The 26,663-nt window shown below is 63.2% G+C and carries 29 protein-coding genes; 10 read left to right on the forward strand and 19 right to left on the reverse strand.

Annotated elements, in window-relative coordinates; all coding sequences use genetic code 11:
* Positions 1–49 precede the first annotated feature (49 nt).
* Positions 50–1,231: an efflux RND transporter periplasmic adaptor subunit gene (locus WD006_RS01365; RefSeq protein ID WP_048257318.1), complete on the reverse strand. Its 1,182-nt coding sequence runs from the start codon at positions 1,229–1,231 to the stop codon at positions 50–52.
* Positions 1,232–1,423: 192 nt separating this feature from the next.
* Here WD006_RS01365 and WD006_RS01370 point away from each other — a divergent pair, with 192 nt between their 5' ends.
* Positions 1,424–2,047: a TetR/AcrR family transcriptional regulator gene (locus WD006_RS01370; protein WP_152678089.1), complete on the forward strand. Its 624-nt coding sequence runs from the start codon at positions 1,424–1,426 to the stop codon at positions 2,045–2,047.
* Positions 2,044–2,397 carry a DUF3817 domain-containing protein gene (locus WD006_RS01375; protein WP_200900573.1) on the forward strand — a complete coding sequence of 118 codons (354 nt, stop codon included), beginning with the start codon at positions 2,044–2,046 and terminating at the stop codon, positions 2,395–2,397. Before WD006_RS01370 ends, WD006_RS01375 begins: the two co-directional genes overlap by 4 nt.
* A gap of 80 nt (positions 2,398–2,477) precedes the next feature.
* On the opposite strand, the gene WD006_RS01380 is transcribed toward WD006_RS01375, so the two are convergent.
* The 11 genes from WD006_RS01380 to WD006_RS01430 form a co-directional block, all read right to left on the reverse strand.
* A complete protein-coding gene (locus WD006_RS01380) occupies positions 2,478–2,786 on the reverse strand; it encodes an antibiotic biosynthesis monooxygenase (protein ID WP_048257316.1) in 309 nt (102 codons plus the stop codon).
* Between the two features lie 76 nt (positions 2,787–2,862).
* Positions 2,863–4,845 (reverse strand): relaxase/mobilization nuclease domain-containing protein, encoded by a 1,983-nt coding sequence (locus WD006_RS01385; protein WP_060544811.1) that lies wholly within the window; start codon positions 4,843–4,845, stop codon positions 2,863–2,865.
* Positions 4,842–5,285 (reverse strand): hypothetical protein, encoded by a 444-nt coding sequence (locus tag WD006_RS01390; RefSeq protein WP_077176575.1) that lies wholly within the window; start codon positions 5,283–5,285, stop codon positions 4,842–4,844. The genes WD006_RS01385 and WD006_RS01390 overlap by 4 nt, the downstream gene beginning before the upstream one ends.
* Complete coding sequence (locus tag WD006_RS01395) at positions 5,282–5,881, reverse strand: S26 family signal peptidase (protein ID WP_077176576.1); 600 nt, start codon at positions 5,879–5,881, stop codon at positions 5,282–5,284. Before WD006_RS01395 ends, WD006_RS01390 begins: the two co-directional genes overlap by 4 nt.
* The gene (locus WD006_RS01400) at positions 5,878–6,423 is read right to left on the reverse strand and encodes a DUF2840 domain-containing protein (RefSeq protein ID WP_048257334.1); all 546 of its coding nucleotides are present in this window, start codon (positions 6,421–6,423) and stop codon (positions 5,878–5,880) included. Before WD006_RS01400 ends, WD006_RS01395 begins: the two co-directional genes overlap by 4 nt.
* Positions 6,420–6,695, reverse strand: coding sequence for a hypothetical protein (locus WD006_RS01405; protein WP_048257333.1), 276 nt, complete (start codon positions 6,693–6,695; stop codon positions 6,420–6,422). Before WD006_RS01405 ends, WD006_RS01400 begins: the two co-directional genes overlap by 4 nt.
* Entirely contained in the window at positions 6,692–7,330 is a 639-nt protein-coding gene (gene parA / locus WD006_RS01410) for a ParA family partition ATPase (protein WP_004883061.1), read from the reverse strand. Before parA ends, WD006_RS01405 begins: the two co-directional genes overlap by 4 nt.
* Before the next feature lie 265 nt (positions 7,331–7,595).
* Complete coding sequence (locus WD006_RS01415) at positions 7,596–8,438, reverse strand: replication initiator protein A (RefSeq protein ID WP_004883059.1); 843 nt, start codon at positions 8,436–8,438, stop codon at positions 7,596–7,598.
* A gap of 26 nt (positions 8,439–8,464) precedes the next feature.
* Positions 8,465–8,749 carry a helix-turn-helix transcriptional regulator gene (locus tag WD006_RS01420; protein ID WP_048257332.1) on the reverse strand — a complete coding sequence of 95 codons (285 nt, stop codon included), beginning with the start codon at positions 8,747–8,749 and terminating at the stop codon, positions 8,465–8,467.
* Positions 8,750–8,861: 112 nt separating this feature from the next.
* Positions 8,862–9,629 (reverse strand): DUF2285 domain-containing protein, encoded by a 768-nt coding sequence (locus tag WD006_RS01425; RefSeq protein WP_060544810.1) that lies wholly within the window; start codon positions 9,627–9,629, stop codon positions 8,862–8,864.
* A 344-nt stretch (positions 9,630–9,973) separates the two neighbouring features.
* Entirely contained in the window at positions 9,974–10,324 is a 351-nt protein-coding gene (locus WD006_RS01430; protein ID WP_028699139.1) for a DUF2958 domain-containing protein, read from the reverse strand.
* Positions 10,325–10,643: 319 nt separating this feature from the next.
* Here WD006_RS01430 and WD006_RS01435 point away from each other — a divergent pair, with 319 nt between their 5' ends.
* Entirely contained in the window at positions 10,644–10,931 is a 288-nt protein-coding gene (locus WD006_RS01435) for a helix-turn-helix domain-containing protein (RefSeq protein ID WP_072061696.1), read from the forward strand.
* A 275-nt stretch (positions 10,932–11,206) separates the two neighbouring features.
* Here the strand turns inward: WD006_RS01435 and WD006_RS01440 are convergent, their stop codons facing one another.
* The 3 genes from WD006_RS01440 to WD006_RS01450 all read right to left on the reverse strand — a co-directional run bounded on the left by WD006_RS01440 (position 11,207) and on the right by WD006_RS01450 (position 15,311).
* The gene (locus tag WD006_RS01440; RefSeq protein WP_048257698.1) at positions 11,207–11,521 is read right to left on the reverse strand and encodes a DUF736 domain-containing protein; all 315 of its coding nucleotides are present in this window, start codon (positions 11,519–11,521) and stop codon (positions 11,207–11,209) included.
* Positions 11,522–12,333: 812 nt separating this feature from the next.
* Positions 12,334–14,400, reverse strand: coding sequence for a ParB/RepB/Spo0J family partition protein (locus WD006_RS01445; protein WP_060544809.1), 2,067 nt, complete (start codon positions 14,398–14,400; stop codon positions 12,334–12,336).
* A gap of 80 nt (positions 14,401–14,480) precedes the next feature.
* Positions 14,481–15,311, reverse strand: coding sequence for a DUF932 domain-containing protein (locus WD006_RS01450; RefSeq protein ID WP_060544808.1), 831 nt, complete (start codon positions 15,309–15,311; stop codon positions 14,481–14,483).
* Between the two features lie 548 nt (positions 15,312–15,859).
* On the opposite strand from WD006_RS01450, the gene WD006_RS01455 reads away from it, so the two are divergent.
* Entirely contained in the window at positions 15,860–18,163 is a 2,304-nt protein-coding gene (locus WD006_RS01455) for an ATP-binding protein (RefSeq protein WP_060544807.1), read from the forward strand.
* A gap of 72 nt (positions 18,164–18,235) precedes the next feature.
* Here the strand turns inward: WD006_RS01455 and WD006_RS01460 are convergent, their stop codons facing one another.
* A complete protein-coding gene (locus WD006_RS01460; RefSeq protein ID WP_048257694.1) occupies positions 18,236–18,745 on the reverse strand; it encodes a JAB domain-containing protein in 510 nt (169 codons plus the stop codon).
* A 379-nt stretch (positions 18,746–19,124) separates the two neighbouring features.
* Between WD006_RS01460 and WD006_RS01465 the strand changes: the two genes are divergently transcribed.
* From WD006_RS01465 to chrA, 6 genes are read left to right on the forward strand one after another with little or no spacing between them, the layout of a single operon-like run.
* Positions 19,125–19,448, forward strand: a complete 324-nt coding sequence (locus WD006_RS01465; RefSeq protein WP_060544806.1) for an ArsR/SmtB family transcription factor — start codon at positions 19,125–19,127, stop codon at positions 19,446–19,448.
* Positions 19,449–19,452: 4 nt separating this feature from the next.
* Positions 19,453–19,947, forward strand: a complete 495-nt coding sequence (locus tag WD006_RS01470) for an arsenate reductase ArsC (RefSeq protein WP_060544805.1) — start codon at positions 19,453–19,455, stop codon at positions 19,945–19,947.
* A 7-nt stretch (positions 19,948–19,954) separates the two neighbouring features.
* Entirely contained in the window at positions 19,955–21,031 is a 1,077-nt protein-coding gene (gene arsB / locus WD006_RS01475) for an ACR3 family arsenite efflux transporter (RefSeq protein WP_034397980.1), read from the forward strand.
* 9 nt (positions 21,032–21,040) lie between these two features.
* Positions 21,041–21,463 carry an arsenate reductase (glutaredoxin) gene (arsC, locus tag WD006_RS01480; RefSeq protein WP_034397978.1) on the forward strand — a complete coding sequence of 141 codons (423 nt, stop codon included), beginning with the start codon at positions 21,041–21,043 and terminating at the stop codon, positions 21,461–21,463.
* A complete protein-coding gene (arsH, locus tag WD006_RS01485) occupies positions 21,441–22,178 on the forward strand; it encodes an arsenical resistance protein ArsH (RefSeq protein WP_169901184.1) in 738 nt (245 codons plus the stop codon). The genes arsC and arsH overlap by 23 nt, the downstream gene beginning before the upstream one ends.
* Positions 22,178–23,377, forward strand: coding sequence for a chromate efflux transporter (chrA, locus tag WD006_RS01490; protein WP_034397976.1), 1,200 nt, complete (start codon positions 22,178–22,180; stop codon positions 23,375–23,377). Before arsH ends, chrA begins: the two co-directional genes overlap by 1 nt.
* 161 nt (positions 23,378–23,538) lie before the next feature.
* On the opposite strand, the gene WD006_RS01495 is transcribed toward chrA, so the two are convergent.
* The 3 genes from WD006_RS01495 to WD006_RS01505 all read right to left on the reverse strand — a co-directional run bounded on the left by WD006_RS01495 (position 23,539) and on the right by WD006_RS01505 (position 26,626).
* Positions 23,539–24,603 carry a PDDEXK nuclease domain-containing protein gene (locus tag WD006_RS01495; protein ID WP_034397974.1) on the reverse strand — a complete coding sequence of 355 codons (1,065 nt, stop codon included), beginning with the start codon at positions 24,601–24,603 and terminating at the stop codon, positions 23,539–23,541.
* Positions 24,600–25,805, reverse strand: coding sequence for a tyrosine-type recombinase/integrase (locus WD006_RS01500; RefSeq protein WP_034397972.1), 1,206 nt, complete (start codon positions 25,803–25,805; stop codon positions 24,600–24,602). Before WD006_RS01500 ends, WD006_RS01495 begins: the two co-directional genes overlap by 4 nt.
* Before the next feature lie 236 nt (positions 25,806–26,041).
* Positions 26,042–26,626, reverse strand: a complete 585-nt coding sequence (locus tag WD006_RS01505; RefSeq protein WP_011515296.1) for a BPSL1445 family SYLF domain-containing lipoprotein — start codon at positions 26,624–26,626, stop codon at positions 26,042–26,044.
* Positions 26,627–26,663: the final 37 nt, after the last annotated feature.

A 26,663-nucleotide genomic window follows, 5' to 3' on the forward strand; every position in this document is an offset into this window, starting at 1 on the left:
GTCAGCACGTATCAGGGTGTGCGCCACGCGATTGCGCGGCATTCAAGGGTTACTTCTTGTTTTCACCCTGCTCGGCGGGTGCCTTGACGACGACTGGCGTGCCGGGAGCCAATTTCTCCGCACCATCGACAATCACCTTGTCACCCGCTTTCAAACCCTCGGTGATCTGCCATTGCGGGCCGCTCATCACTCCGGTTTGCACTGGCTGCTCCTGCGCAGTGCCTTCCGCTGAAATCTTCATGACCTTGGCCACACCGTCCGGCCCGCGCAACACCGCTCGCTGAGGGACGAAGATGGCTTTTTGGTCAATACCTTGCTCGGTACTGACTCGCACATACATACCTGGCAGCAGGACGCCGTCGGGGTTGGGGAAAAGGCCGCGCAGCATGACTTGTCCCGTGCCTTGATCGACCGTCACATCGGAGAACATCAAGCGGCCCTGAGCTTTGTACTGCGTGCCATCTACGCTGATGCTGACGGGTGGCTGGCCCTTGCTGTCGGCGGACAATTTGCCATTCGCAATGGCTTCGCGAAGCCTCAGCACTTCATTCGCCGGCTGAGTGAAGTCGGCATAAATCGGATCCATCTGCTGGATCAGCGCCATCGGAGTCGTTTCACCCTGGCCGACCAGCGCGCCTTCGCTGACTAGGCTCCGTCCTACGCGCCCCGATATCGGAGCGCGAACCGTGGCGTAGCTCAGGTCAAGTTGCGCGGTTCTCACCTCAGCCTGTGCGGACACCCGGCGGGCCTGTGCGGTTTGCATCGCTGCAACCGCATCGTCGTACTCCTGCTGGCTTACTGCGTTCGCCTTCGCAAGCGGTTCGTAGCGTCGCGCCACAGACTCTGCCTGCTTGAGTTGGGCTTCAGCTTGCGCAAGCGAGCCGCGCGCACGTGCCAAAGCGGCCTCGAACGGCGCCGGCTCAATGGTGAAGAGCAAATCACCCTGTTTGACTGAGGCTCCTTCCACGAAATGCCTTTTTTGCACGATTCCGGCGATGCGCGCCCGCACTTCGGCGACGCGTGCGGGCGAAATTCGCCCTGGCAACTCGCTGATGACGGCATGGGCCGCTGGCTCAATGGTTTGTGCATTTACCTGTACAGGTTGACCTGTGGGTTGTTGTCCGGGATCCGACTGATCGCCGCCGCACCCTAAGAGCAGCAAAGGGGCACTCAACGCGAGCGCTGCCAGCCTGACTGTGTATTTCGCCTTGAGGGGCCTTCGGGAATTCATGTCTCACCTTTCTGTGACAGCATAGAACCCGATAGTGCCATATGGACTTGATTGAGTCAACTTAGACTCAGCAATAGCTGATTGGACTTAGTTTGCATGATGCGTTATGCTGTGCGGATTCGCAGTAGTTGACTTATCTGAACCTACGTGGACTCAAATGAGTCCAGAAATGAATCAACGGCTTACACACTCATGACCATCGAACTGGATGACAAGCTGGCAGGTGCGCTGGCACTGGCGGTGTCCCAACACCCAAGAGCAAACCTTCAACAGCTCGCGCGTGCAGCGGGTACTTCCAAGGGCACTCTCTATCGAATCTGCACAACGCGTGAGGGAGTGATTGATCTGCTGATGCAGCGTGCCGAACGACACATGCGAGAAGCGCTGGAGAAAGCAGATCTCGTCCAGCCCCCTTTTGCGCAGGCCCTCCATCGTCTGACCGATCACCTGATGACCGGCCGTGAGTTCTACCTGTTCTGGAACGCAGCCATGTGGGTGAACCTCGGGGACGCTAAAGACCACGACGTCAAGGGTTACGCGCCTTCGTTCTTTAGCGATGCGCTCGAAGATTTCTTTTTGCGCGGGCAGAAGGCAGGCGTTTTTCGGATTGACATGCCAGCAAGGTGGCTGGCGAAGTCGTATGATTTTCTGCTCTACGCCGCTATCGAGTCAGCCCAGAGGGGCGAGATTGCCACGCTTGGAATGTCAGGAATCGTTGACAAGATGTTCCTGCACGGAGCCAGCGCCGAGCCTGCGTCAGCCAATGATGGTGTCGCCACTCTTTCCATGTCGAGTCAAGCTGAAAGGCAGATATGAACTCGACAAAAATGACTGGCATCGGACGACTCTTTGCACTTGCTTGTCTGCTTGAAGGTTTGACATGGGCCGGTCTGTTGGTCGGTCTCTTCCTCAAGTACGCAACAGAAACCACAGAGCTGGGTGTCTGGCTGTTTGGACGCTTGCATGGCGTCGCTTTCTTGTTCTACGTTGTAGTTTCCATCATCGCTGCCCGACGACTGCAATGGCCGTGGTGGGTAACGAACATCGCTTTGCTCGCTGCCATTCCTCCGCTAGTGACGATTCCCATGGAGACTTGGTTCAAGCGCCATGGTTTTCTCATCGGTGCCGATGACCGGAAGTTGCAGATGCAGAGTACAAAGGGGTGAACAGAAATCGCCGGAATCGACTCATTGCACAACGAACGCATGCTGATTCTCTGGCTGCGTTCTAGGATCGAGGGCCGCCCTCACCCGAACCTACGTGGCACAGACGTGTACAAGCCGACCTCACGCAGTACCGTGACCGACGGTGTTTGCTCACACCTATCGTCAAGGGTGGAGCGATATAGCTGAAATGCCGCCAAATCACCGAGAACACCCAGACCTTTGGGCATGTTTGCAAAGGCGATAAACGACACCTTGTCATCAAGCTGAAATGTCGAGTAGTCCAAGTTTCCTGGTTCGCGCTGCTGCAACTCTTCGTATACAGCGGCCAAAAGCTCAAGTTCTGTTTCAACTTGATCGGGCTTGACCTTCCATTGGATCATTGCATGCATGGCACGGGCCCTCGGCTATGACAGTTTGGAGTGGTGTAGGTTACATCAGAGTGCCTTGCGGACATCTACTCTTCGCTTAGCCAAGTCCATGACCACGAGACTGTCCAAACGTCCATGACACACCGCTGCTGCGCATCGTTGCGGCGATCTTCTGCCCCAGCCGCTCTTCGATCACCGGCCGCCACGGCACTAGGCTGAATCCCATGCCGTCATCGAGCATCGCGTAGCGCCCGCTGGCGAGCATGACGGAACGCCGGTAGATACCGGCCACACGCTGCCCGTCGGCCACCGCGCGATGCTCCAGCCCGGTTTCCGCCGCGATGTCCTTGGCGGCTTGCGCCAGCTCCCGATTGCGCAGCGTAACCAGCAGATTGCGGGCGAGGATCACGCGTTGCCCGCGCCGCTGCGCCAGTCCCTGTTCTTCAAGGAAGTCGGCGCGCTGCTGCATGGCCTGCTTCGCATCGCCGCCAAAGCCCATATCGCCCAGCCCACGGCCGCCGCCGATCAATTGCTGGTCAAGCCAGGTCGCGCCGATCACGCGCGCCTGCCGCTCGATGGGCAGGTGCGACTTCATTTCCACGGCCACGCCGCCCAGGCGCTGCGCATCGTACTGGCGGCCACGCTCGGTCAGGTCGTCCGGCACCTTCCATAGCCCCTCTGCCACACGCTCCACGATGCCAGCCCGGCGCAACGCTTCCAGCCGCCGGACGTGGGCAGCGACAACCTTCTGCGGGTCGCGTCCGGGCGTGGCCCGGCCCTGTTCGATTGCCAGGTGATGATCGGCACGGTACAGGCCATCGCTCGCCAGCGCAGCGATGTTCTTGTCGGCGGCGCGCAAATCGGCCGAACCCTTCGCTTCCACCACCGCGCCCGTGGGGTAGTTCGCCAGCTCGTCACGGGCGTTCAGTGCGACGTAGTGGGCCTTGCCGTCCGTGCCGTCGATGACCAGATAGCCCCGGTCGTGCAGTTCGTCGGCCAAGCCCTTGGCGGCCACGCGGCCGATGACGGCGCGGCCATCCTCGCCCGGCTCGAACACTGCCAGTTCGCGCGGCTGGCCGCTCATGGCCCGCTGCATGGTGCGGATGATGTCGCCACGCTCGCCCAATGCGCGCAAGGTCTTTTCGGCATCGGCATGGATGGCCCAGGAGCCGGCCTGCGTCTCGTCGGCCAGGCCCAGGCGCTGCAAGCGCTGCAGGCGGCCGATCAGCAGCAGGCGCTGGCGTTGCAGCCGGGGTTCGTTGAAGCGTTCGACCCGCACCCGACCATCCTCGCCGGCCTCGCGTTGCAGCGTGCGGTCGAGGCTCGTCCATCGCTCTTGCTCCACCTCGCGCCCCAAGGTCTGCTGGATCTCCAGTTTGGTGCGCGGCCCCAGCCATTCGGTCACCAGTTCGGCGGCCCGATGGCGGAAACCGTGGGCGATGTAGTCGCCCGCGATGATGAGGTCTTTGCCGGTCTCATCGCGCCCGCGCACGATCAGGTGGGTGTGCGGGTTGTCGGTGTTCCAGTGATCCACCGCCACCCAATCCAGCCGCGTGCCCAGGTCGGCTTCCATGCGGTTCACCAGATGCCGGGTGTAGGTGCGCAGGTCGTCCAGCTCGGCCCCGTCCTCCGGCGAGACGATGAAGCGGAAATGGTGCCGGTCGTCGGCGCAGCGTTCTTTGAAGGCATCGAGGTCAGCTTCGTCGGCCTGTGGCCCGTAGGCCCGGCCGGGTTCGCCATCGCGGCCCGCGCCGTCGCGCTCGATGTAGCGCAGGTGCTTGGCGAGCGACTGCGGGCTGGCCCGCTGGTGATTCACCAGCAAGGTCTTGATGGTCACGCGCCGCGACATGGGCGTCAGCTTCGCGCCCGCGAAGCGCGCCGCCGTGTGGCCGCGCCCCAGGCGCGAGCCGGGCCGCTGGCCGGTGCCGGCCGCCCCAGGACGGCGCACCGCCGACTTGCCGCTGCTGGCTTTGCCTGCCTGCTTGAGCACATTGGAAACGAAGCTCTGCCCTTGGCCCTTGCCACGGTTCTTCGGGGCGCTGGGGCGAACTCGGAAATCGTCGTCGCGGCGGTCGGTCATGGCTGTGCTCCCTGCAAGTTACGGCGTGTCCTGTCGTGCGAAGCACGCGGACATGCCTGCATTGGCGCGGGCCTCGCGCCCCACGCGGCACGGCGGCGAAGCCGCTGCGTGCCGCGCCACCCCCACGTGCAGACAGGCTTTCGACGCGGCCCGGTGCCGCGTCCTTTTGTCTTGCCTTCCGCCTTTGCCTTCCGCTCTCGCTCCAGGCACCGGCGGCCCGGCGGCGCTGCTGCGTGAGCAGCCAGCGCGCCGGCGAACGCGGCCATGGCCGCAGGCCGGGCGCGTTCGAGGCAAGACGCCTGCACGTTGGAAGGCTGCGCCGGATGCAGCGCGACGTGCGGTGCGAATGCACCCGCACGGCAGGCGCGGCGACACGGCAGCAGCCAGCGGAACGACATGCCCGATGGCACGCCGAAGCGCAGCGAATCGGCGGCCATCATGGGCGGGACTCCAGCCACACCGGATGCGCGACGCCGATCACGGCGGATGCGCTGACCGGGCCGAAGTAGCGGCTGTCGAACGATGCCGGATTGGTCACGCTCAACAGGAACAGTTCGTCCGGTTCGAGACGGCGGCAAAGCTGCAAGGACGGCAGCGGCCGACCCAGCCGGTCGGTCGGCAGAACGGCGGCCGCAGGCACGCCGTCGATGCGTACCTGACCGGCGACGATGCAGACGTGTTGCGGCGCGACTGCGCCCACACGTTTGAGCAGCGGCACGCGGGTCGGCAGGTAGCCGCGCTGTGCAGCCAGCATGGCGGCCCTGGCCGGCAGCGGCACCAGCACGATGCTGTCCACGGACAACGGACGTGGCAGCGAGACGGTGCGCGGGTCGAACGGGTCGATGCGATACCAGCCGACCGCCACGCTGTCGGACGGGTTGTAGGTCAGGCGCGGCAGCGGCGACACGAAAGCCGACCAGGCCAGCGCAGCGAAGGCGATGGCGGCCAGTGTCCCCAGCACGATGCGAGCGCGCAGGCGTGAGCGAGGACGCGGCGGCACGGCGGGCGCGTTGGCCGTGGTGGTCGGGGCCGTCATGGCAGCACCTTCCCGGCCAGCCAGGCGGTATGCCGCTCGGCGGTGTATTCGGGCAGCGCAAGGCGAGCCGCAAGACGGTTGCCCAGCGTGCGCCAGTACGCGGGCGACACGTCGATGGCTGCGATGCGCAGCGCCTCGATGCCGTCGATGCGCTCCAGCACAGCGCGCACGTTGGCATCGCCTTCGGTGTGCAGCAACAAGCGCGCGCCCGGCTGAACACCGGGGATGCGCTGCGCCGCGTCCAGCGGTGTGCAAGCCTGCATCACCATGAGTTGCCAGCGGATCGTGCCGTAGTCGTTGGCCTGCCAGCGGATGCGGCAGAACATCGCGCTCGGCAGGAACACCGCGCAGCGCCGCCAGTCGTCCAGGCGCAGAGTGCGTGCGGGTTCGCCGAAGCGCAGGTAGAGCTTGAAGCGGTGTTCGAGATAGGCCAGCGAAACGCGCGTCAGCGGCACGTTGCCGGCCTGTCCGGCGAGTGCTACGGGATGCAGCGGCAGCGCAGCCGGTGCCGCGTTCGCGGCAGGCAAAGCGGATGTGGTCATGGTGTGTTCTCCGGTGGAAACTCCCGTTCCAGCAGACCGCGCAGCAGGTCGGCCACGGTCACGCCTTGCGTGAAGGCCGACACCTTGATGCGCGCCCGCATGGCGGGCGTGATGTCGAGGGTCAGGCGCGCGGTGTAGAGATCGCCTTTGCCCAGCACATCGGCGTCGCCTTGGCGAATCCACGCCTCAGCGTGTGGATTCGCGGGCGGACGTGCGCCGATGCCGACGCGCTTGCCCGTGCGTTTGCTGTTGGGTGGCTGCTGCGCTGTCATGTCGGCCACCGCAGCAGTTCGTCCACCAGGGCGGTGATTTCGCGGGCGGCGGCACTGTCGGGCGCTGTCTCGCGTGCGAGCCGGCCAGCGGCCACGCTGTCGGCGAAGACGATGCGCTGATGCACCTCCGAGCGCAGGGCGGGCAGCGGCTGTTCGGCGAGCGATTGCCGCGCCTCGCGCCCGATGATGGTGGTGCTGACGCGCCGGTTGATGACGAAGGCCGCGCGGAGCAGCGGCCGGAACACCTGCGCCTCGCGGATCAGCGAAACCATTTCCGAGCTGGCCCAGAGGTCGTAAGGGCTGGGCTGCACCGGGATCAGCACGCGCTCGGCCGCCAGCAGCGCGGAGCGCGCCAAGGCGGCGATGCGCGGCGGCCCGTCGATGATGACGTGATCGGCCCGCCTGGCGAGTTCTGGCGCTTCCTGATGCAGCGTTTCGCGTGCGAGGCCCACGGCGCTGAACAGCCGTGGCAAGCCTTGCTGGCTTCTGCGCTGCGTCCAGTCCAGGGATGAACCCTGCGGGTCGGCATCGAGCAGGACGACATGCTGGCCGCGCATCGCCAGTTCGCCCGCGATGTGCGTGGCGAGCGTGGTCTTGCCGACACCGCCTTTCTGGTTGAGCAGAGCGAGGATCATGGCGCGGCCCTCCCTGCTGGAAAGCCGGGCTTTACCTGCCGTGCAAAACGCTGTTCGCCGTGCCGTTTCTCGGTTGTCCACCGAAACGGCGCGCTTCTACTAAAAGTTATGTATTTCTTGTTAGGGAAGTTAGAGGGGCCGCAAACCCGCGCCGTTATTGGCTTTCCGGCGTTTTCGTACTCCTGATAGCACGATAGGCGTACTCCCGATAGCACGATACCCGGTACTCCTGATAGCACGAGGCCGTCCACACCTTTTCCCCGAGTTATCCCCGTGCCGTGTGCAGCACGGGCCGGAAGGTCAGCAGTTCTTGTCCGTCGTCCGGCATTCGCTCGATGCCCAGGACGTAGCCGGGCAGCGACTGCCGCGCCACCAGGACGCGCAGGTCGTAAGCGAAGTCGGAGAAGCGCGCAGCGCTGCCCGACTTGCGGTGCAGGTGCCGGAAGTCGAATTGCCAGCCGCCCGGCTGCTTGCCGCCGTGCTTGCGCACCAGGCGGTACAGCCAGCGCTCGATCCCGCCCTTCAAGCGGAAATAGGCTGGGTCGATGGTCAGCACCAAGGCGGCATCGAGCACGCCCGCATAGAACCAGTCCGGCAGGATCAGTTCGATGCCCAGCGGCACGCCGCTGGCATCGGCCAGTTCCTTCCACTCGTTGATCCACGAGAAGCGATGCAATCGCCTTCCCGTGGTTTCGCGGATGGACGTGGCCACCGTGGTCGATTGCAGCCGGTCGAGCGCGGCTTTCAGGCGCAGGTAGTCGTTGAGAGACGTGCCGCGCCCGATGAAGCGCAGGATCTCGTAGGGAGTGGCGCGTATCCAGCGCGACGGGCGCAAGCCCGCGTCGCGCGCCTCCACGATCTGTGAGGCGGCCCAAATCAGCAGGTCGGCATCCCATATCGTTGCGATGCCGTGCTCCTGCGTACCCTCCACGCGGATGGTGATGCCGCCGGCGCGGAAGTCGATCGGCGCGGTACGCCGCGACTTCGCCAGCGAGAAGAACGGAAAGGCCATCAAGTCCTGGCTGTCGCGGGGTGCCATGTCGCCCGGCAGCGCGCGGAACAGGTCGAGCTGTTCGCGCTGCAAGGCTTGCCCTGGCGGGCTGGACATGGCGACGGCCACCCACGCGCCAGCGATCAGCGGCCATCACGGTAATCGCCCGCGTGGCGTTCGGCATATTCCGGGTCGGAAGTCGCCTCGTAGCTGCGCTGGTCGGCCCAGGCATCGAGGTCGGACACCGCGTACATGACGCGGCGGCCGAACTTGCGGAACTTCGGGCCGCCGCCGATCACGCGCTGTTTCTCCAGCGTGCGTGGCGACAGGCGCAGGTACTCGGCGGCTTCGTCGTTGGTCAGGTAGCGTTGGGGCTGCGCAGGCGCAGCGACAGCAGTGGCGGCAGGCCGCAAGGGAGCGGGTCGCATGGGATGTACCTCCATCAAGCCCGGCCACACCACGCGGCCGGTTAGAGGCACTTTCAAGAAAGCGAGGCTGCTTGCTAAGGGACGATCTGCGGGGGACGCGAAACGTCCCCCCCTACTGCAACGGCGGCGGAAGCTGTGCCAGGCGGCGATAGCCGCCACGCATCAGCGCATCGCCACGACGTACCAGCCGCCGCACGCGGGCACGTAAGGCGCTATCCTTGTGCCAGTCGGCGGCGACGGCATCGGCGCCGAACAGCCCTTCGGCCACTTCGCGCAATGACGCGCCCGCCAGGGTCGCGTCGAGCGTCTGCAAGGTGTGCAGTTCCAGCACCGCGGCCGTCGTGGGCCTGGAACGGGCCGCCGCCGCAGGCGCGGCAACCGTGGCCACGGCCAATGCGTCCAGCTCGGACGCGAGCGTGCGATAGCGCGCGCAGGGCGTGGCGCAGGCGCGGGTGGCGTAGAGGTAGGCCATGCCGTCTTCCAGGCCCGGCGCGAGCGCGAGCCGCAGGCAGCAGCCGGGCCAATGCGACACCAGCACCAGGCGCTTGCCGTCGTGGATCAGTTGCTTGCGGCCAGGGACGCGCCAGAACTCAAAGGCATGGGCTTCGGGTGGCGGGTCATCGTCCGGGTAAACCTGCACGACGGCATCGTGATCGGGAAACCAGGCCGGATGCGCGTCGCGCGCATCCAGGGCTGGGTCTTCCAGCAGGCGCAGGCCCCACGCCTGCGCCGTGTCCGGCCGGCGGCGGCGGCGCAGCCAGTCGCGGCGGTAGTCGGGATTTCGGCGCAGGTATTCCCACGCCAGCGCAGGGCCGTCAAGGTGCAGAACGTAGAGATAGGCCGCTGTCGGATACCAGTGTTCGGCGCTGCGATCAGTCATGGCGAAACCTCCCTCTGTTTGGGATGCGTCGCCACGCTTTCCGCGATGCGGGAACTATCGAAATGCCATCAGGTCGTCATCAAAATTGGTTAGGCTGTAACTGTCGGTGTCAAGACCATTTGGCTCCTGCGTGTTGCGGAAATCGTCTGAATGCGACGGCTACGCCTTCAGGAAAATGACGCGCAGCACCGAACACCGTGCCGCAGCCCGCGCCCAAGATCAGGACTGTTTTCAACAGGATCGCACCACTTCGGTGCAAGAATGCGGATTCAGACCTGCACGGTCTTGATCAAGATTGAAATAGTCACGATGCGCCCCGGCTGGCTAGGCCGCGCTGGTTTTCATCAGTCCGTGATCGCGCCGTTCTCCTGCGCCAGCCGGACGTACTCCGATAACGGGCGCACCGCCTGGAAATACCGATCCCGCCGCACCGGCAGCTTGCGCGGCCCGACGATGCCCGCCAGGTCGGACAGCTTGACCATCCCGAGCTCAGGCATACCGATACCGAGGTCGATCAGGCCGTAGGCCGTGTCGCCATCCGCCGGGTCGAGCGACACCAGCAGCCAGGTCACATGCGCGTCCGGGGTGAACAAGCGCACCACGGGCAGCGGGTCGAGCCGCTGACCAGCGGCGAGCGCCGCGCCGTGGGCCAGCAGCCGGGCGCGTTCATCAGCGGTGACAAGCGGCAGGGTCATGGGCAGCTTCTCCACGAAACCGACGATGCGCGAATGCGCTTTGGTGCCGAAGCGCAGAACTGCCGAAACACATCCGTGCATTCGTGTGGAAGCACCGATGTGCAAGCCATCGCATCCGTAGAAGAACAGAAGCGCCGAAGCGGAATTGTCGGAAGCCGGAAAGACACGGATGCGATTCCCCGGTTCTGTCGGAATCCGCATCTGCGGATTTCCGTGAAAGCACGAAAGCGGGCCTTTCAGCCATGAATGAACACTATAGATTGTAGCCCTATAGGGCGCAATGGGCTGTCATCTTGGTTTTTATGGGGAAACCAAGTTAGTGACAGCGAAACACTCATTGGCAACGGCAATACGGACAGTCAGGAAGGCGCGAGGCTTGAGCCAGGAAGCGTTCTCCGACGTGTCCAGCCGCACCTATATGAGTACGCTGGAGCGCGACTTGAAAAGTCCGACCCTGCACAAGCTGACCGAGCTGTGCGAGGTCATGGAAGTGCATCCGCTGACGCTGTTGACGCTGGCCTACGCCGGCGACGAAGCGCACAAGGTCGATGAACTGCTGGCGCAGGTGCGCCAGGAGTTTGAGGCCGTGCTGAAAGAACGCGACTGAATGCCCGCAAGCAAGGCGCGAAGGCGTGAGGGATTGAAGCCGAATGGCCGTGACGGCTTGCCGGCACGGGGCGCAGCCCGAAAGCCCGGCGGCGCAACGCGCCGACACGCCATGCTGTTCCTGCTGCTACGGGCGTCGAACCATCGGGTCATCACTGATGCAACGCCAGCCCAGGACATGCCGGGCATGAAGCAACCAGCGAAACCCTGTGCGTGCGGTGCTGCGATCAGCAGCACCGCGCCTCGCCGCAATGGGCGGGGCGCGGTGGGCGGCCGTCAGGCCGCCTTGGGCTTGCTGCGCGACCAGATCAGCTCGTGCGTGCCGTTCTCGCCTTCGATCAGGCGGGCATAGACCGTTGCCGGGAACGAAGGATCGTCGATGGCCACCGACAGGTAATCCCGCCCCGCCTCGCTGGTTTTCTTCCACGCCGCGCCGAAGTCGTGGCCGGCCGCTTGCAGGCGGAAGTCCGGGGCGCTTTCGTTCTCGCCCTTGTCGTTGGGAACCAGCTTGACCTTGACGTTGAGGGTCAGGGTGCGGAGCTGGCCGGTGAAGCCGTCTTTCTCTGCGGTGAAGGTGCCGATGTTTGCCATGATGATTTCTCCTTTCGGGTTGAACAAGGTCGCGCCAGTGCGTCCTTGTTGTGATCCGTCCGGCGGGGGATGGGCTGGCCGCACCGCGCAGCGGTCGCAACAACGTGGAGAACCTGGAAGCGAAAAGAATTTGTCCCGCGAGGAATGCGCACAGCGCAGGGGAAATTGTTTTCGCTGCAAGGTTGCGGCCATGAAGCCCAGCCACCGCCAGGATTCACAACAACACAAGGACGTACTGGCCGCCCGCTCCCAAATGGAGACATGGCCGACTCGGCATCCCCGTGCGACGGCTTCACCGGCCTGCGCCCCGACACGGGCAAGGACAACACCCGGCGACAAGGGCGCAAGCGCCCCTGCCGCTGCTTGCGGCCCTTTGCATGAGGCGTGGCGTGGAAGCTCCATTGCAAGACCGGGCGACATGTCGGTGAACCGTCCTTCGTGACATACAGGCGACGAACTGCCAGCGTCGAGGACGGCACGCTTTCGTGCAACCTGCGGCAGCAAGCCGGGGCGTAGCCCCACAAGCTCCGCCCATTGCGGCGGGGCGCGTTCGGAATGTCGTCGGCGCTGTGCGCCGACGCACTTATGGGCTTCGAGGGTTTCCCGCGCACAAGGTCACTTGTGCGCCGCCCCTTCGCCGTCCGCCCGAAGGCGGCGAAGGGGCGTTCTGGCTTTGGGCTTGGAAACCGGGGGCGGCCACCGCCGCGCCCGGATTTTTGACCATCGGCACCAGGGCGGAACGGCCTGGGGCCGATGCTGATGGAACAGCGAAGCGCCCCGGCCGAAACCGGGGCGCTCGGTGGTGGTGAAGGTCAGGCGGCGAGTGCGTGGGCCTGCTGCTCGTCGTCGTTGTCGATGGCTTCCGGCTCGTCGTTCGTCACGGCCTGCGGCGCATCCTGCGCCGTGGTGTCGTCGGTGCCTTCGGCCTTGAAGATGGCAGGCATCCAGCCGGTGCCATCCGCCAGCCGCTCGGCTTCGCTGGCAATGTCGGCCTTCTTCAACTTCGCCAACCGGGTAACGTGCGCCGGGGCGTACTGCTCCACGGCCGCCAGAATCGCGGCCTTCGGCACATGCCGGAAATAACCCTCATTGGTGGGCTTCCACCATGCGGCCATGTCCAAGCCGACAGCCTGCGCCAGTTCCGCGCCCGGTTGCTGCTGCGTGGCGCGGGGTGTCACCACGTCCACCGTGACGGCCACGGATACCGCCAGCAGCCGCACCAGTTCATCTTGCGACTTCGCTAGCAGCACGGCGAACAGTTCGGCGCTGTCCTCCGGCAAGCCTTCGCCTGCGACCTGCTGCAACTTGCGCAGCGCCACGGCGGCGGACGAATCCGGTATGTCGGGGGCCATGCCGTCCAACTGGTCTTTCACGGTCAGGCGCACGCCCAGCGGCAGGTCGTGGCCGTAGTGGCTGCCCTGCAAGACGGTCTGCACCATGCCATGCACCAGCGCGGCCAGCGCCACTTGCGGATGCCGGGCGACTTCGATTTGCAGCGCGGCGGTGCGGTGGGCGCTCAACCGCTGCGCCAGCTTGTCGGACATGGCGGCGGTCTTGGGCTGCTCGTCGTCCTCGCCTTCGTCGTCGTTCCCGGCTTCGCTTTCGCTGCCGAAACCTTGGCGTAGGCGTTCCAGCGTGCGCAGCGCCTTCGCTTCGGCTTCGCGCAGCAGCCCGCGATGAATCACGGCCTGCCCGTTGCGGTCGATGGTGACGATGGCACCGGCTGCGGCCTTCACGGTCGCGCCGTAGTCCTGCAAGCCATCTTCCAGCGCCTGCAACTGCTCGCCCACGGTTTCGCCTTCCTCTTGCAGCGCGTCGGCCTTTTCCTCGTCCTCGGCATCCAGCGCGTCATCCACGGCTGCGGCCAGTTCGTGCATCTTGGCTTGCAGCTTCTCGATGCGCTGCGCTTCGCGCTTGTTCGGCTCGCGCCGCTCCCTCGGCGCACGCTGGAAGGCGTGCAGGTCGGCATGGGTCACGGCGGGGGTGGCATCCACCCACGCCCAGCCTTCGGCCTTCACCTCGGCGGCGATGCCTGCCAGCTTGTCTTCCGCCAGCCGTTCCAGCAGCGCGGCATCGGTCAGATACACGCCCGCATCGCCTTCCGCGAACAGATCGCGGCGAATGCCGCCGCCTGCGGCTTCGTAGGTGTCCAGCCCCACGAAACGCACCAGCGGATGCCGGTATGCGTCAATCTCGCGCTCGGTGAGGCGGTCGCGCAATTGCGAAGGGTTGCGCTGCCACGTCGGCGCGTCGTAGAACGCACTTTCCTGCGCGGCGTGATCGTCGGTGATGGCAAGCGCCATCAACTGGTCGAGCGTCACGGCTTCGGCGCGGTAGTCGGCCAGCAGGCGGGGCGAGACGTTCGCCAGCTTCAAGCGGCGCTGCACCACCAGCGGGGACACGCTGAAATCTGCCGCAATGTCCTCGATGGGTCGGCCCTCGGCCACCAGCGCCGCGAATGCCTCGAACTGGTCGGCGGGGTGCATGGCTTCGCGCTGCACGTTCTCGGTGAGGCTGGCCGTGCGGGCGGTGCCATCGGCCACCAGCAGGCAAGGCACGTCCCATTCCTTGCTGATGCGGCGCTTCTTCGCCAGCAGCTTCAACGCGGCCAGCCTGCGGCCACCGGCCACCACTTCGTAATGCTCGCCATCGGCGGCGGCAATGACGATGAGGTTTTGCAGCAGCCCCACGCGGGCGATGGATGCGGACAGTTCGGGGATGGACATGCGCGGGGTCTTGCGCACGTTGCGGCCAGCAGGACGCGACACCAGCCGCGACAGCGGAACCAAAATCAGGTTCTTGGTCGGGTCGGCGGCTTCCAGCGGGATAGCAGCGGTGGTGTTGAGGGCGCGTGCTTCGGTTTGGGTAACTGCGTTCATGGTGATAACTCCTATCGGTTCAGGGATGTAGCAGCGAAGAAAGCGGCAAGGGCTGCTGCCTGCCCCTGCCGCGTGGGGAATCAGGCTTTCAACTGGCGCAGGCCATCGGCCAGCATCCAGAGGGCGCGGTTCAGGCGCACATCGGAATCAATGCCCTGCACCGGGCGGGTCTGCTGGCGGCGTCCGTTGGCGCTGCGGCCATGCAATCCGCCTTTGGTCAGGTTTTCCTGGGTGCGGTTGAATACGCTCCACAAGTCCGGGCGGCGGTCGTCGAACCGGCGCGGCATCAGGATTTGCGATTCGGTGATGGGCGCGGGCTTGTTGTCGGTGGGGTCGTACTTGAGGGCCAGCGCGGAACGGGCGAACACTTCGGCTTCGCCTTCGTCCAGCGTGATGGCGCGCATGGCATCGCGGGAATCCTTCACCCGGTCGAAACCGCGCAAGACTTCGTAAGCGCCTTCGATGATGTGCCCGGAAACGTCGCCCTTGTGGGGCACGCGCACATCGGCCACGGTGTCGCCGCAGACAAGGCCATTGCTGCAAACGAACCGGAACATGCCCGCGAGCATTTGGTAAGAACTGGTGCCGTCATGGGAATTGAGCAGCACGATTTCATTGGCTTCCGCGCCGTTGATTTGACTGGCATGGCGCAGGCGCAGCATGTGTTTCGTATGCTCGCGCTTGCCTTCATCGCGCACGCGGGTCTGGCAAACCATGAAGGGCTGAAACCCTTCTTTGCGAAGTTCGGCCAGCACGGCGGCGGTGGGGATATAGGCGTACCGCTGCGAACGGCTTTCATGCGGCGCGTCCGCGAAGATGGACGGCGCTACGCGGTGAATCTGGTCATCGGTCAGCGGGTAATCGCTGCGCAGCGAGGGGGAACGGGAAGCGAAGCGGGATGCGAGTTGCATGGTCTTTCTCCTGACGAAAAGGGTTTGCTGTTCACACCGCACACCGGATTCCTAGATTCGGAGCCCAGCCTTTCGGCTGTTCTGTGCGGTTGGCACGAGGAACCCGGTTGGCCCTGTTGCCACCGTCTTTCCTGAGTTCATCGCCCGCGGCCAAAGGAGCGCGCGGACGGGGGCCGTCAAGGAGACAAGCGCAGGGTTGGTGCGGCCCGCAGGCGCAGCCGAGGACACGGCCCTGCGCGCCTTGACGGCACACGGGAGCGGGCTACGGTCGCGGAGAAGGTGATGAAGTCAGGGGAGACGGCTGGACATGGCAACGGCCGTCCCTGTGTGCCGAACCGCACGCAAGCGAAGCGCGCAGGCCCGAAGCTGGAAGCCGGGCCGTAGGCGTCAGGGATGTGGAAGGCTGGCGGACGCCAGTCCCGTCAGGGATGAGCGAATAGCGAACCTGGAGCAGCGCGGTCCGCGAAGCGGAGACGCAAGAGAACTCTTCGCTTATTATTTGTTTTGCAAGAAAATTTTGCTAAAGCAAGAACACGGAGGCCCGACAAATGATCGTCTGCATTAATCGTCTCAAGCAGTTCGGCATCTTCAGCGACTTCAATGGAACGAAGATCCAGCAGTTTGGTCGGTACAACCTGGTCTATGGCTGGAACGGAACAGGCAAGTCCACCTTATCGAATCTGTTCTCTTGTTTTGAACTTCGCTCGATGGTTCCGCGCTTCAGTGCAGGCCAGTTTTCAGTTGCTTTGGAGGATGGCTCGACGATCACGGAAACCACACTCCCTTCATCCCAGTTAAATATCCACGTCTTCAATCAACGATTTGTGCATGAGAACATTGATTGGGATAAATCTGTAAAAAGCATTCTTCTCATTGCGAAAGAGAAGATTGATGACTTGCAAAAACTGGAGAAGCTAAAAGGAGATCTTCAGTCGAAAAATAAAGCTCACGCCGAAAAACAAAGCGATATCAAGAAGCAGCGTGAAGCACTGGAGAAATTTCTAACCAATGCCGCTAAGAAAATGAAGCTAGGACTTCAGGCGATTGATACAAGCGATAGCTACTACCTGAATTACGACCGCCGAAAGCTCTCTGCTTTCATTCAGAGCAATGGCGAGGCCATTATCAAAGCTGAGTCGGTTCTTCCAGATGACAAGGTTATCGACCTTACGAATGCCGCCAAGCCAGATCAGCTTCCAACCATCACTTTCGCTTCAACGGCCATTGAGCCGGACTACTTTAAGAAGGCAGCAGGTCGCATCAGGGACTTGATTGGGACTACGGCAGTCAATCAAGCTGTCCAGCGATTGACTGATAACCCGGACATCCGTGAATGGGTTCAAACTGGCCTGGAAATCCATAAACACCATGACTCACAATCCTGCGAGTTCTGCGGCTCCCCGTTCACCCAGCTTCGTGCCGAGACACTTGCTGCCCACTTCAGCAAAGAATTCACGGATTTTCAGAATCAACTTCAGAGTGCCGCAACTTGGATTGAATCTCAGGGCGCTCCGGCTAATCATTTGCCCGCAACGACGGAGTTTTATAAAGAGCTAACGGCCGAGGCTGAGAGGCTTCAGAAGGAATACACATCTGCTGCTAATAAGATCGACCAGCAAATCGAAGGATGGCGGGAAGCTCTGAAAGCAAAAATTACAGACCCTGCAAAGACAGACATTCAAATCTCGGACGTGCTTGAAGAGGACGTCAAGAGCTTCAATGAGATCCTGAAGTCGATCGTCACGCTCGTCGGAAAGCACAACAACAAGACTTCAAACTTCAAAGCTGAAACCTCAAAAAGCAAAGTGGCACTGGAGCTTCACTTTGCGGCGGCTGAGGTGCAAGAATTTGACTATGCTGGCAGTGAGAAGAAATGCAATGACCTAGAATCAGAAGCAAAGAACGATCACACAGCAATTGAAAAACTTGGTCAAGAGGTCGGAGCCATAGAGGCGCTGCTCTCGAATGAGACGGTTGGGGCTAAGGAGTTCAACGACATATTGCATCGCTTCATTGGCCGCTCAGAGCTTTGCTTGAGCTTCAATCAAAAGAAGAAAGGCTATGAGATCATCAGAAATGGAGTGGGTGAGCATGATGGGAATTTGAGCGAAGGTGAGAAGACTGCGATTGCATTTGTGTACTTCATCACGAAGCTCAAAGAGAACGGAAACAACATCAAGGACACGATTGTCGTCGTTGATGATCCGGTCTCAAGTTTCGATTCAAATCACTTGTTTCATGCCTATTCGTTTCTAAGAACTCAATGCGCTGAAGCTAAACAACTTTTTGTGTTGACTCATAACTTCACGTACTTCAAGCTAGTGAGAGACTGGTTCACTGGAACAAATCGGAACCGAGTTGACAAAGGCAAGGCCGAGAATTGTTTCTTTTATCGCTTGGATGCGCCACCCGGCTCCCCCCGCCACTCCTTACTCGTGGATGCCGACGACTCTCTGAAGAATTATGGTTCGGAGTACCACTATATCTTCAAGAAGCTCTACGAATACAGGGCACATACGACTCTTAACAGAGATGAAGCATTCTTGACGGCGAACCTCGCACGCAAGCTTTTGGAGTCGTTTTTCACCTTTAAATACCCAATGCGGAGGAGCAACATCAGCCAGCTAATGGATGTTGGGCTGAAGGGTTGCGCCGTTACGACGCCAGAACTCAAAGAGAAAATTTACCGCTTTATCAATAAATATTCGCATAGCGACGTAATAGAGATAACAGAGGAGTCGGCAGAGAACTTGGCTGGCGAAAGCCATAGCGTCATTGGGCACATTTTTCAGTGGATGGAGGAAGTGGACAAGAAACATTACGACGAGATGGTTCAGGTTGCGGCGGCCTGAGCATCAGACCTGCGAGGACTAGCTAGTGCTGGGCCACCGGGCGCAGCAAAAAGGGGCCGAAGCCCCCTGCGGTCAGATCAGGCCGCGTTTGGCAAACGATGTGGTGTCGGTGCCCGCGACGATGACGTGATCCAGCACGCGCACGTCCACCAGCCCCAGCGCCTCCTTAAGCCGCTGCGTAAGCACTTTGTCGGCCTGCGATGGCTCGGGGTTGCCACTCGGGTGATTGTGCGAAACGATGACCGCCGCCGCGTTATGCCGCAGCGCCTCCTTGACCAGCTCGCGCGGGTACACCGATGCGCCGTCGATGGTGCCTCGGAACATCTCGGCGTATTCGATCAACCGATGGTGCGTATCGAGGAACAGCACCGCGAACACCTCATGCTCGAAGCCGGCCAGCTTGGCGCGCAGGTACTCCTTGACCGCCGCCGGCGACGTGAACGACGTACCGCGTTGCATCTTGCGCTCGATGGCCTGGCGCGCGGCCTCCAGAATTTGCTCGGCGGTCGCCAGCAGGTAGCGGCCCTGCGCGTCACGCACCATCAGCGAGGAATCGAACGAGGAAAAGGACAGTTGCGACATGATCGTGCTCCGGTTGCTCGGGCGGAATTGCCCGGAACCGTGGGAAGCACGGCGCAGCGCAAGCAGTCAGGGGGCGTAAGACGGCCGCCAGGACGCAAGGGCCATCGGCCCGAAGCCCTTGACGGCGAGAACGCCGTGATACGGTGAAGGGAACAGCAAGACCGCCCACACCCGTCCAATGCACACACCCGCCTTTGTGCAAGCGGAACGCGCAGGCCCGCCAGGGCCGAAGGCGTCAGGGGTCAAAGCCGGATGGCCGCGATTCGGCACGAAGCGCGGGGCGCAGCCCGCGAACCCGGCGGCGGCACGCCGGGACGCCACCAAGCCGTGTTTTCCTTTCTTCTTTTTATTGATTCCATAATTGTTGTATCATCGAATAATGAATGAAGATCAAGCCGTTTCCGCCCTGAGTGCGCTGGCCCACACGCAACGACTGCGTGTATTCCGCGCCCTGGTCATCGCCGGGCCGGAAGGACGCACGCCCAGCGTCCTCGCCGATCAGCTCGGCGTGGCCCGCAATACCTTGTCCTTCCACTTGAAGGAACTGGCCCACGCTGGCCTCGTTTCCATCGAGCAGCAGGGCCGCAACCTGATCTACCGCGCCGAGTACGGTCACATGAACGGCCTGATCGGCTACCTGACCGAGCATTGCTGCCAGGGCGGCGTCTGCGAGGTTTCCGAACCCCCTAACTGCAACTGCTGAAGCCATGACCGACACCACCTATAACGCACTGTTCATCTGCACGGGAAATTCGGCCCGTTCCATCCTCGCCGAAGGCTTGCTCAATGAGCTGGGCCAAGGCCGCTTCCGTGCCTGGTCGGCCGGCAGCCACCCGAAGGGCGAAGTGCATCCGCTGGCACTCGCCACGCTGGAGCGCCTGCGCCTGCCGACCACGGGCTACCGCAGCAAGAGTTGGGACGAATTCGTGGTTCCCGGTGCGCCGGTGTTCGACTTCATCTTCACCGTCTGCGACAACGCCGCCGGCGAGGCATGTCCGCTGTGGCCGGGCCAGCCCGTCTCGGCGCATTGGGGCGTGCCCGACCCGGCCGCCGTCGAAGGCACCGAGGAACAACAGCGCAAGGCGTTCATGGACGCGGCCATCACGCTGCGCCGGCGCATCGAACTGTTCCTGTCGCTGCCCCTCCAGCGCCTCGATGCCATGTCCTTGCAGCGCGAGCTGCACGACATTGGCCGCAAGTGAGGCTGCCATGACCGCCAGTGCCTCCGCCAGCCGCGTTCCGGCCGCACCTGCCATGAGCGTGTTCGAGCGATACCTGACCGTGTGGGTGCTGCTGTGCATCGTCGCCGGCATCGCGCTCGGCCAGTTCGCGCCCGGCATGTTTCAGGCCATCGGCCGCATGGAAGTCGCCCAAGTCAATTTGCCGGTCGGCGTGCTGATCTGGGTCATGGTGATCCCAATGCTGCTCAAGGTGGATTTCGGTGCGCTCGGCCAGGTCAAACAGCACTGGCGCGGCATCGGTGTGACGCTATTCGTCAACTGGGCAGTCAAGCCGTTCTCGATGGCACTGCTGGCGTGGATCTTCATTCGGCACGTCTTCGCCGAGTGGCTGCCGGCCGACCAACTCGACAGCTACGTGGCCGGCCTGATCCTGCTGGCCGCCGCGCCCTGCACGGCGATGGTGTTCGTCTGGAGCCGGCTGACGGGTGGCGATCCGGTGTTCACGCTGTCGCAAGTGGCGCTGAACGACACCATCATGGTGTTCGCCTTCGCGCCCATCGTCGGCCTGCTGCTGGGCTTGTCGGCCATCAGCGTGCCGTGGGACACGCTGCTGATATCGGTGGCGCTCTACATCGTTATCCCGGTCATCGTCGCGCAGCTCTGGCGGCGGGCGCTGCTGCGCCGGGGCCAGGCCGCATTTGACCGCGCCCTTGAACGCATCGGCCCGCTGTCCATCGCCGCGCTGCTGCTGACGCTGGTGCTGCTGTTCGCCTTCCAGGGTCAGGCCATCCTGCAACAGCCGCTGGTCATCGCCATGCTGGCGGTGCCGATCCTGATCCAGGTGTTCTTCAATTCCGGCTTGGCCTATTGGCTCAACCGCAAGACAGGCGAGCAACACTGCGTCGCCGGCCCGTCGGCCCTGATCGGCGCGAGCAACTTCTTCGAGCTGGCCGTGGCCGCGGCCATCAGCCTGTTCGGTTTCCATTCCGGCGCGGCGCTGGCCACCGTGGTGGGTGTGCTGATCGAGGTGCCGGTGATGCTGCTGGTGGTGCGCGTGGTCAACCGCTCGCGCGGCTGGTACGAGCGCGGCCACGCAACGAACTGAGAGAAACCCATGAGCAACATCACGATCTATCACAACCCGAACTGCGGCACCTCGCGCAATGTGCTGGCCCTCATTCGCAACAGCGGCGAGGAACCCACGGTCATTGAGTACCTGAAGACGCCACCGACGCGTGAAACGCTGGTCAAGCTGTTGGCGGACGCGGGCCTGAGCGCGCGCGAGGTGCTGCGCGAGAAAGGCACGCCCTATGCGGAGTTGGGCTTGGCCGACCCGAAATGGACGGATGATCAGTTGCTCGATGCCATCGGGCAACATCCGATCCTGATGAACCGGCCCATCGTGGTCACGCCTCTGGGCACGAAGCTGTGCCGCCCCTCGGAAACCGTGCTGGACATTCTGCCGAATCCGCAGCGCGGCGCGTTCAACAAGGAAGACGGCGAGGCGGTAGTGGATGCAAAGGGGCAGCGTGTCTGATACTCGTATCGGCCTGCCGAACCTTGATGCCACGCTGTTCCAGCAGCCGGACAAGGAACGGCTCCTGACACCCGAACGCGCCACGCACGCGCCGCGCTTCCTGCTGCTCTACGGTTCGCTGCGTGAGCGCTCGTACAGCCGCCTTGCCGCCGAAGAAGCGGCGCGCATCCTGCGTGCGCTCGGCGGCGAAACACGGTTCTTCAACCCGTCGGGCCTGCCGCTGGTGGACGATGCCGGCGACGATCATCCGAAGGTCAAGGAACTGCGCGAACTGGCGCAATGGACGGAAGGCATGGTGTGGTGCTCGCCGGAGCGCCACGGCGCGATGACCGGCCTGATGAAGACGCAGATCGACTGGATTCCACTGTCTTCCGGAGCGGTGCGCCCGACCCAGGGCAAGACGCTGGCAGTGATGCAGGTATCAGGCGGCTCGCAGTCATTCAATGCGGTCAACCAGATGCGCGTGCTGGGTCGCTGGATGCGGATGCTGACCATCCCGAACCAGTCTTCGGTCGCCAAGGCATATCAGGAGTTCGATGAAACCGGGCGCATGAAGCTCTCGGCCTATTACGACCGCATTGTGGACGTGATGGAAGAACTGATGAAGTTCACGCTGCTCACGCGCGACGCGGCACCGTATCTGGTGGATCGGTACAGCGAGCGCAAGGAAAGCGCCGAAGCGTTGTCCAAGCGCATGAAACAGGAGTCGATTTGATGCCAGAGCCAGCCGCAGAGCGCGACAACGCCTGGCGCGTTTTTCTGGTTTTTCTGCGGCTGGGGCTGACCTCCTTCGGCGGGCCAATCGCGCACTTGGGCTACTTCCGCACGGAGTTCGTCGAGCGTCGCCGCTGGCTGGACGATCGCAGCTACGCCGATCTGGTCGCGCTGTGCCAGTTCCTGCCGGGGCCGGCCAGCAGCCAGGTCGGCATGGCGCTTGGCTTGGGCCGTGCTGGTGGGTGGGGCGCACTGGCGGCTTGGGTCGGATTCACGTTGCCCTCGGCGCTCGTACTGATCCTGTTCGCCTACGGCATTTCCGAATACCACGCGCTCGCTGAAGCCGGCTGGGTGCATGGCTTGAAAGTGGTTGCCGTCGCCGTGGTGGCGCAAGCGGTGTGGGGCATGGCGAAAACGCTGTGCCCCGACCGGCCCCGCGCCGCGCTAGCGATCCTGGCCGCGTTGCTGACACTATTGCTGCCGTCGGCCTGGGTGCAAGTCGCGGCCATCGTCATGACGGGCCTGATCGGTCGCTGGTGGCTGCAACTGCCGCCGCTGCCGGCAGCGCACCTGGCCTCATATGCGGTGTCGCGCCGTACAGGCGCGATGGCATTGGGCTTGCTAGCCGCGTTGCTGCTTGGTCTGCCGCTGTGGGCGGCGACCAGCGGCTCGACGATGGCTGCGCTGATCGACGGCTTCTTCCGCGCCGGCGCACTGGTGTTCGGTGGCGGCCATGTTGTGTTGCCGCTGCTGCAAGCAGTCACCGGCTCGACCGGCGCGGTCGGCAATGCCGATTTCCTGGCCGGTTACGGTGCGGCGCAGGCCGTACCGGGGCCGCTGTTCACCTTCGCGGCCTATCTCGGCACTGTGGCCGACTGGCCCTTGCACGGCTGGCTTGGTGGACTGGTGCTGCTGGTCGTGATCTTCGTGCCGGCCTTCCTCGTGCTGATCGGCACGCTGCCGTTCTGGCAGCGGCTGCGCCACCGCCAGGGCATCCAGGCTGCAATGGCGGGTATCAACGCAGGCGTGGTCGGCATCCTGCTGTCCGCGCTCTACGACCCGGTATGGACGAGCGCCATCCACGGACGCACCGATTTCGCTCTGGCCTTGGCCGCCTTCGGCCTGCTGGTCTATGGACGCTTGCCGCCGGTGCTGGTGGTTGTGCTGGCCGCCATAGCGGGGCAAATCCTGTCTGCCTGATCCTGCGCAGAATCAGGAGGGCGCTACGTCATGCACCTGGGTGTGCTGGGCATCAGGCGCATGCGGGTAGGCAAACGGGATGACTGTGATTCGGAGCGAAACGCGGGGTGCAGCCCGCGAACCCGACGGCGGCACGCCAGGACGCACGAATGCTGCTTGGCCTACTTCGTGTCCTGTGTGCGCTGTTCGATCTGTAAGCGCGCCCGCTCGGTCGCCTGCTGCAACCGTTCGCCCAACACCGCACGCGGCGGCAAGGTGGTCAGGTACTCGGCGACGTGGATGCCCGACTTGTCCAATTCCAGCAGTTCGATTTGTTCGCGCTTCTTGCCCGTGCAGAGGATGATTCCCAGCGGCGAGGCTTCTTCCGGCTCCCGCTCGTGCTTGTCCAGCCAGCGCAGGTAAAGCTCCATCTGCCCCTTGTACGCTGCCTTGAACTCTCCGATCTTCAATTCGACGGCCACCAGCCGCCGCAGCTTGCGGTTGTAAAAAAGCAGGTCAAGGTGAAAATCCTCGTCGTCAATCGGGATGCGCTTCTGCCGGGCAACGAAGGAAAAGCCCGCGCCAAGCTCCAGCAGGAAGGCTTCCATTTCGCGGATGATCGCGGCTTCCAAGTCGCCTTCCTGCCAGCTATCCCGCAGGCCCAGGAAGTCGAGAATGTACGGGTCGCGCATGACCAGCGCCGGCGTCATGCGTTGCGCATCGCGCAGGGTCGCCAACTCCTGCGCGATGGTTTCTTCGGGCTTTTGGGACAGCGCCGTGCGCTCGTACAGCATCGAGTCAATGCGCTCGCGCAGCGTCCGCACGCTCCAGCGTTCGGCGCTCGCCATCTGCGCGTAGTAGTCCCGCATAAGCGGGTCTTTCAGCGGAATCAAGGCGATGAAGTGCGTCCAGCTCAATTGTCGTATCAGTGATACGACAATTCGCTCGTCCGGGTAGGCGACGGCGAACTGCACCATCCGGCGCAGATTCTTGACCGAAAAGCTGCCGCCGTACTCCTTCACCAGTTGCACCGCCAGCGTGGACACGACTTCCTCGCCGTAGTCGGCCCGCCGACCTTCCAAGACCTGCGTATGGATGCGCTGGCCGATGCGCCAGTAGAGCATCGACAGCTCGCTATTCACCGCCGAAGCGGCGCGCTTGCGCGCAGCTTCGATCAGCGCCCGAATGTCGCCCAGCAGCGCCGAAGGCGCTGTAGGCGACGCGATGGATTCCTTGCGCCTGGTCATGCCGTCGCCTCCGCAGCAGGGGGGCGTTTGGTGCCGGTGATCGTCTTGCGCCGGCTCGCCACCAGTTCGGCCGCTTCCCGAACCGGCTTGTCCTCGGTGTGGACATAGCGCATGAACATCGCCACGGTCTTGTGCGCCGTCAGCACCATGCCGACCTTGACCGGGATACCCGAATTGGCAATATCGGTCGCGGAGCGGTGGCGGATACCATGCGTGCCGACGTGCGGCACGCCAGCTGCCTTGAGCGCCCGAGTCCAGCCGCCGTAGTGCTCGCCATAGGTTAGGTGTTTGGTCGGGTCGTTGGGCGACGGCAGAACGTAGGGGCTACCTTCCCGGCGAGGGGCAGTCGAAAGCAGCCGGTGGGCTTCTTCGCTCAAAGGCTTGGACATGCCGCCGGTCTTGCTGTCGGGCCAGACGACGCGCCGGTTCTGGAAGTCGATCCAGTCCCATTCGAGCTTGCAGATTTCGGAACGGCGACCGGCGAACTCGAATTGCAGCCGGATCGCCAGCGGAATGACGTAGTTCTCCAGCCCCTCGGCCTCCAGATGCTCCAAATGGCGGAAGATGCGCGCCATTTCCTCGTCATTGATGAGACGGGTAGCCTTGCCGGCCGGGAACATGGGGACATGTCGGCAGGGATTGGTGCCATCCGGGCGGAAGCCCCACACTTCGGCCATGTTGAACATCTTACGCAGCACGCCGAAGGTGTGATTCGCGTCGGCCGGCTTGTAGGCAAGCTTTTCCATCAGCCCGGCAATGTCGGGCCGCTTTACGTCCTGAACCTTCTTGCGGCCCAGCAGCGGGACGATATTGCGGTCGATGACCGCCTGATAGCCTTCCTGCGTGCTGACCTTATTGCGTTTCTTGGAGTAGTCCTCCATGAACTTCTTGCACAACGCTTCGACCGTCGGCGCTTTGCGTGCCTCGGCCTTGGCACCGCCAGGGTCGCCGCCCCGGCGAACCTCGGCCAGCCAGTCCTGCGCCATGACGCGGGCCTGCTCCACGGTCAGTTCCCCGAACAGGCCCAGGGCGGGCTTGCGGCGCTCCCCGGTGTTCGTCCGGTACTGGAGCATGAACACCTTGCGGCCCGCCGGGGTGATCTTGCACAAAAAGCCGGGCACCACTGTATCCCGTAGTTCGACGGCCTGTGCCTGGGGTTGCGCCGCATCAACGGCGGTCTTGGTGAGCTTGATCTTAGCCATGATGACTCCTCGGAAAGACCCGTTTCCAAGAGCCAAATGGGGGCCAAGCGGACGGAAGCCGGGTCAGGTTTCAGAAAGCACCGTCATATGTTGAACTCGCCTAACCCATTGATAAACCTGCTGTATCGGGCTGCGGCGTAGTCCAGCGAAATTCGGTGCTGGAGTCATCGTGAAATAAAAAACTCCCGGCCACGGCCGGGAGTTGTCCAATCGCAGAGGAGGAGAGACCCTGCGAATTACAGGTCCAGCTTGCTGATCTTGGACCCGTCCAGTGAAACGTCGAACATCAGGCCGGCATTGGTCTGGACGAAGCCGATCACCGGCTGCTGGCCAGTAACCGTATCCACCTTGCCGTTCGCGCCGACCTTGGCCAGTGCCACGCTGGCATCGACGCCAGCAGTCCAGCCCTTGGCCTGCAAGAACTTGTTGTAGGCTTCCGGCGTCATGAACATGATGATCACCGAGCGCGACTGGCCGCCAGCCGTCAGGCCGAACGACGCGGCGAGCGTGCGGTAGTAACCCACATTCGCGCCCTTGCTGCGCAGCACGCCGTCGCCGTACTCGCCGCCAATCACCAGGCCACCGGCCAGCACGCGCGGGAACACCAGAATGCCCTGTGCCTTGTCGGCTAGTTCGCGCGAGCCATTGACCGACGTGAACAGCCGGTTCAGCGCGCCGTCGGCGCCGGCATCGATTTCCTGGCGCCGCGCGGCCGCGTCTTTCGAATCGCTGGAGCCCGTGGTCGTGCAACCTGCAGCCATGGCGGTAGCGACGAGCAGGCCGGAACCTGCCATACGGGTGACAAAGTTGCGTCGATTCATTGTTGTTCTCCTGATTGGGATGGCAGGTGGATTCTCC

Origin of the sequence: Cupriavidus sp. Met-2 (assembly GCF_049843575.1) — a bacterium.
Classification (GTDB): Bacteria; Pseudomonadota; Gammaproteobacteria; order Burkholderiales; family Burkholderiaceae; genus Cupriavidus; species Cupriavidus metallidurans.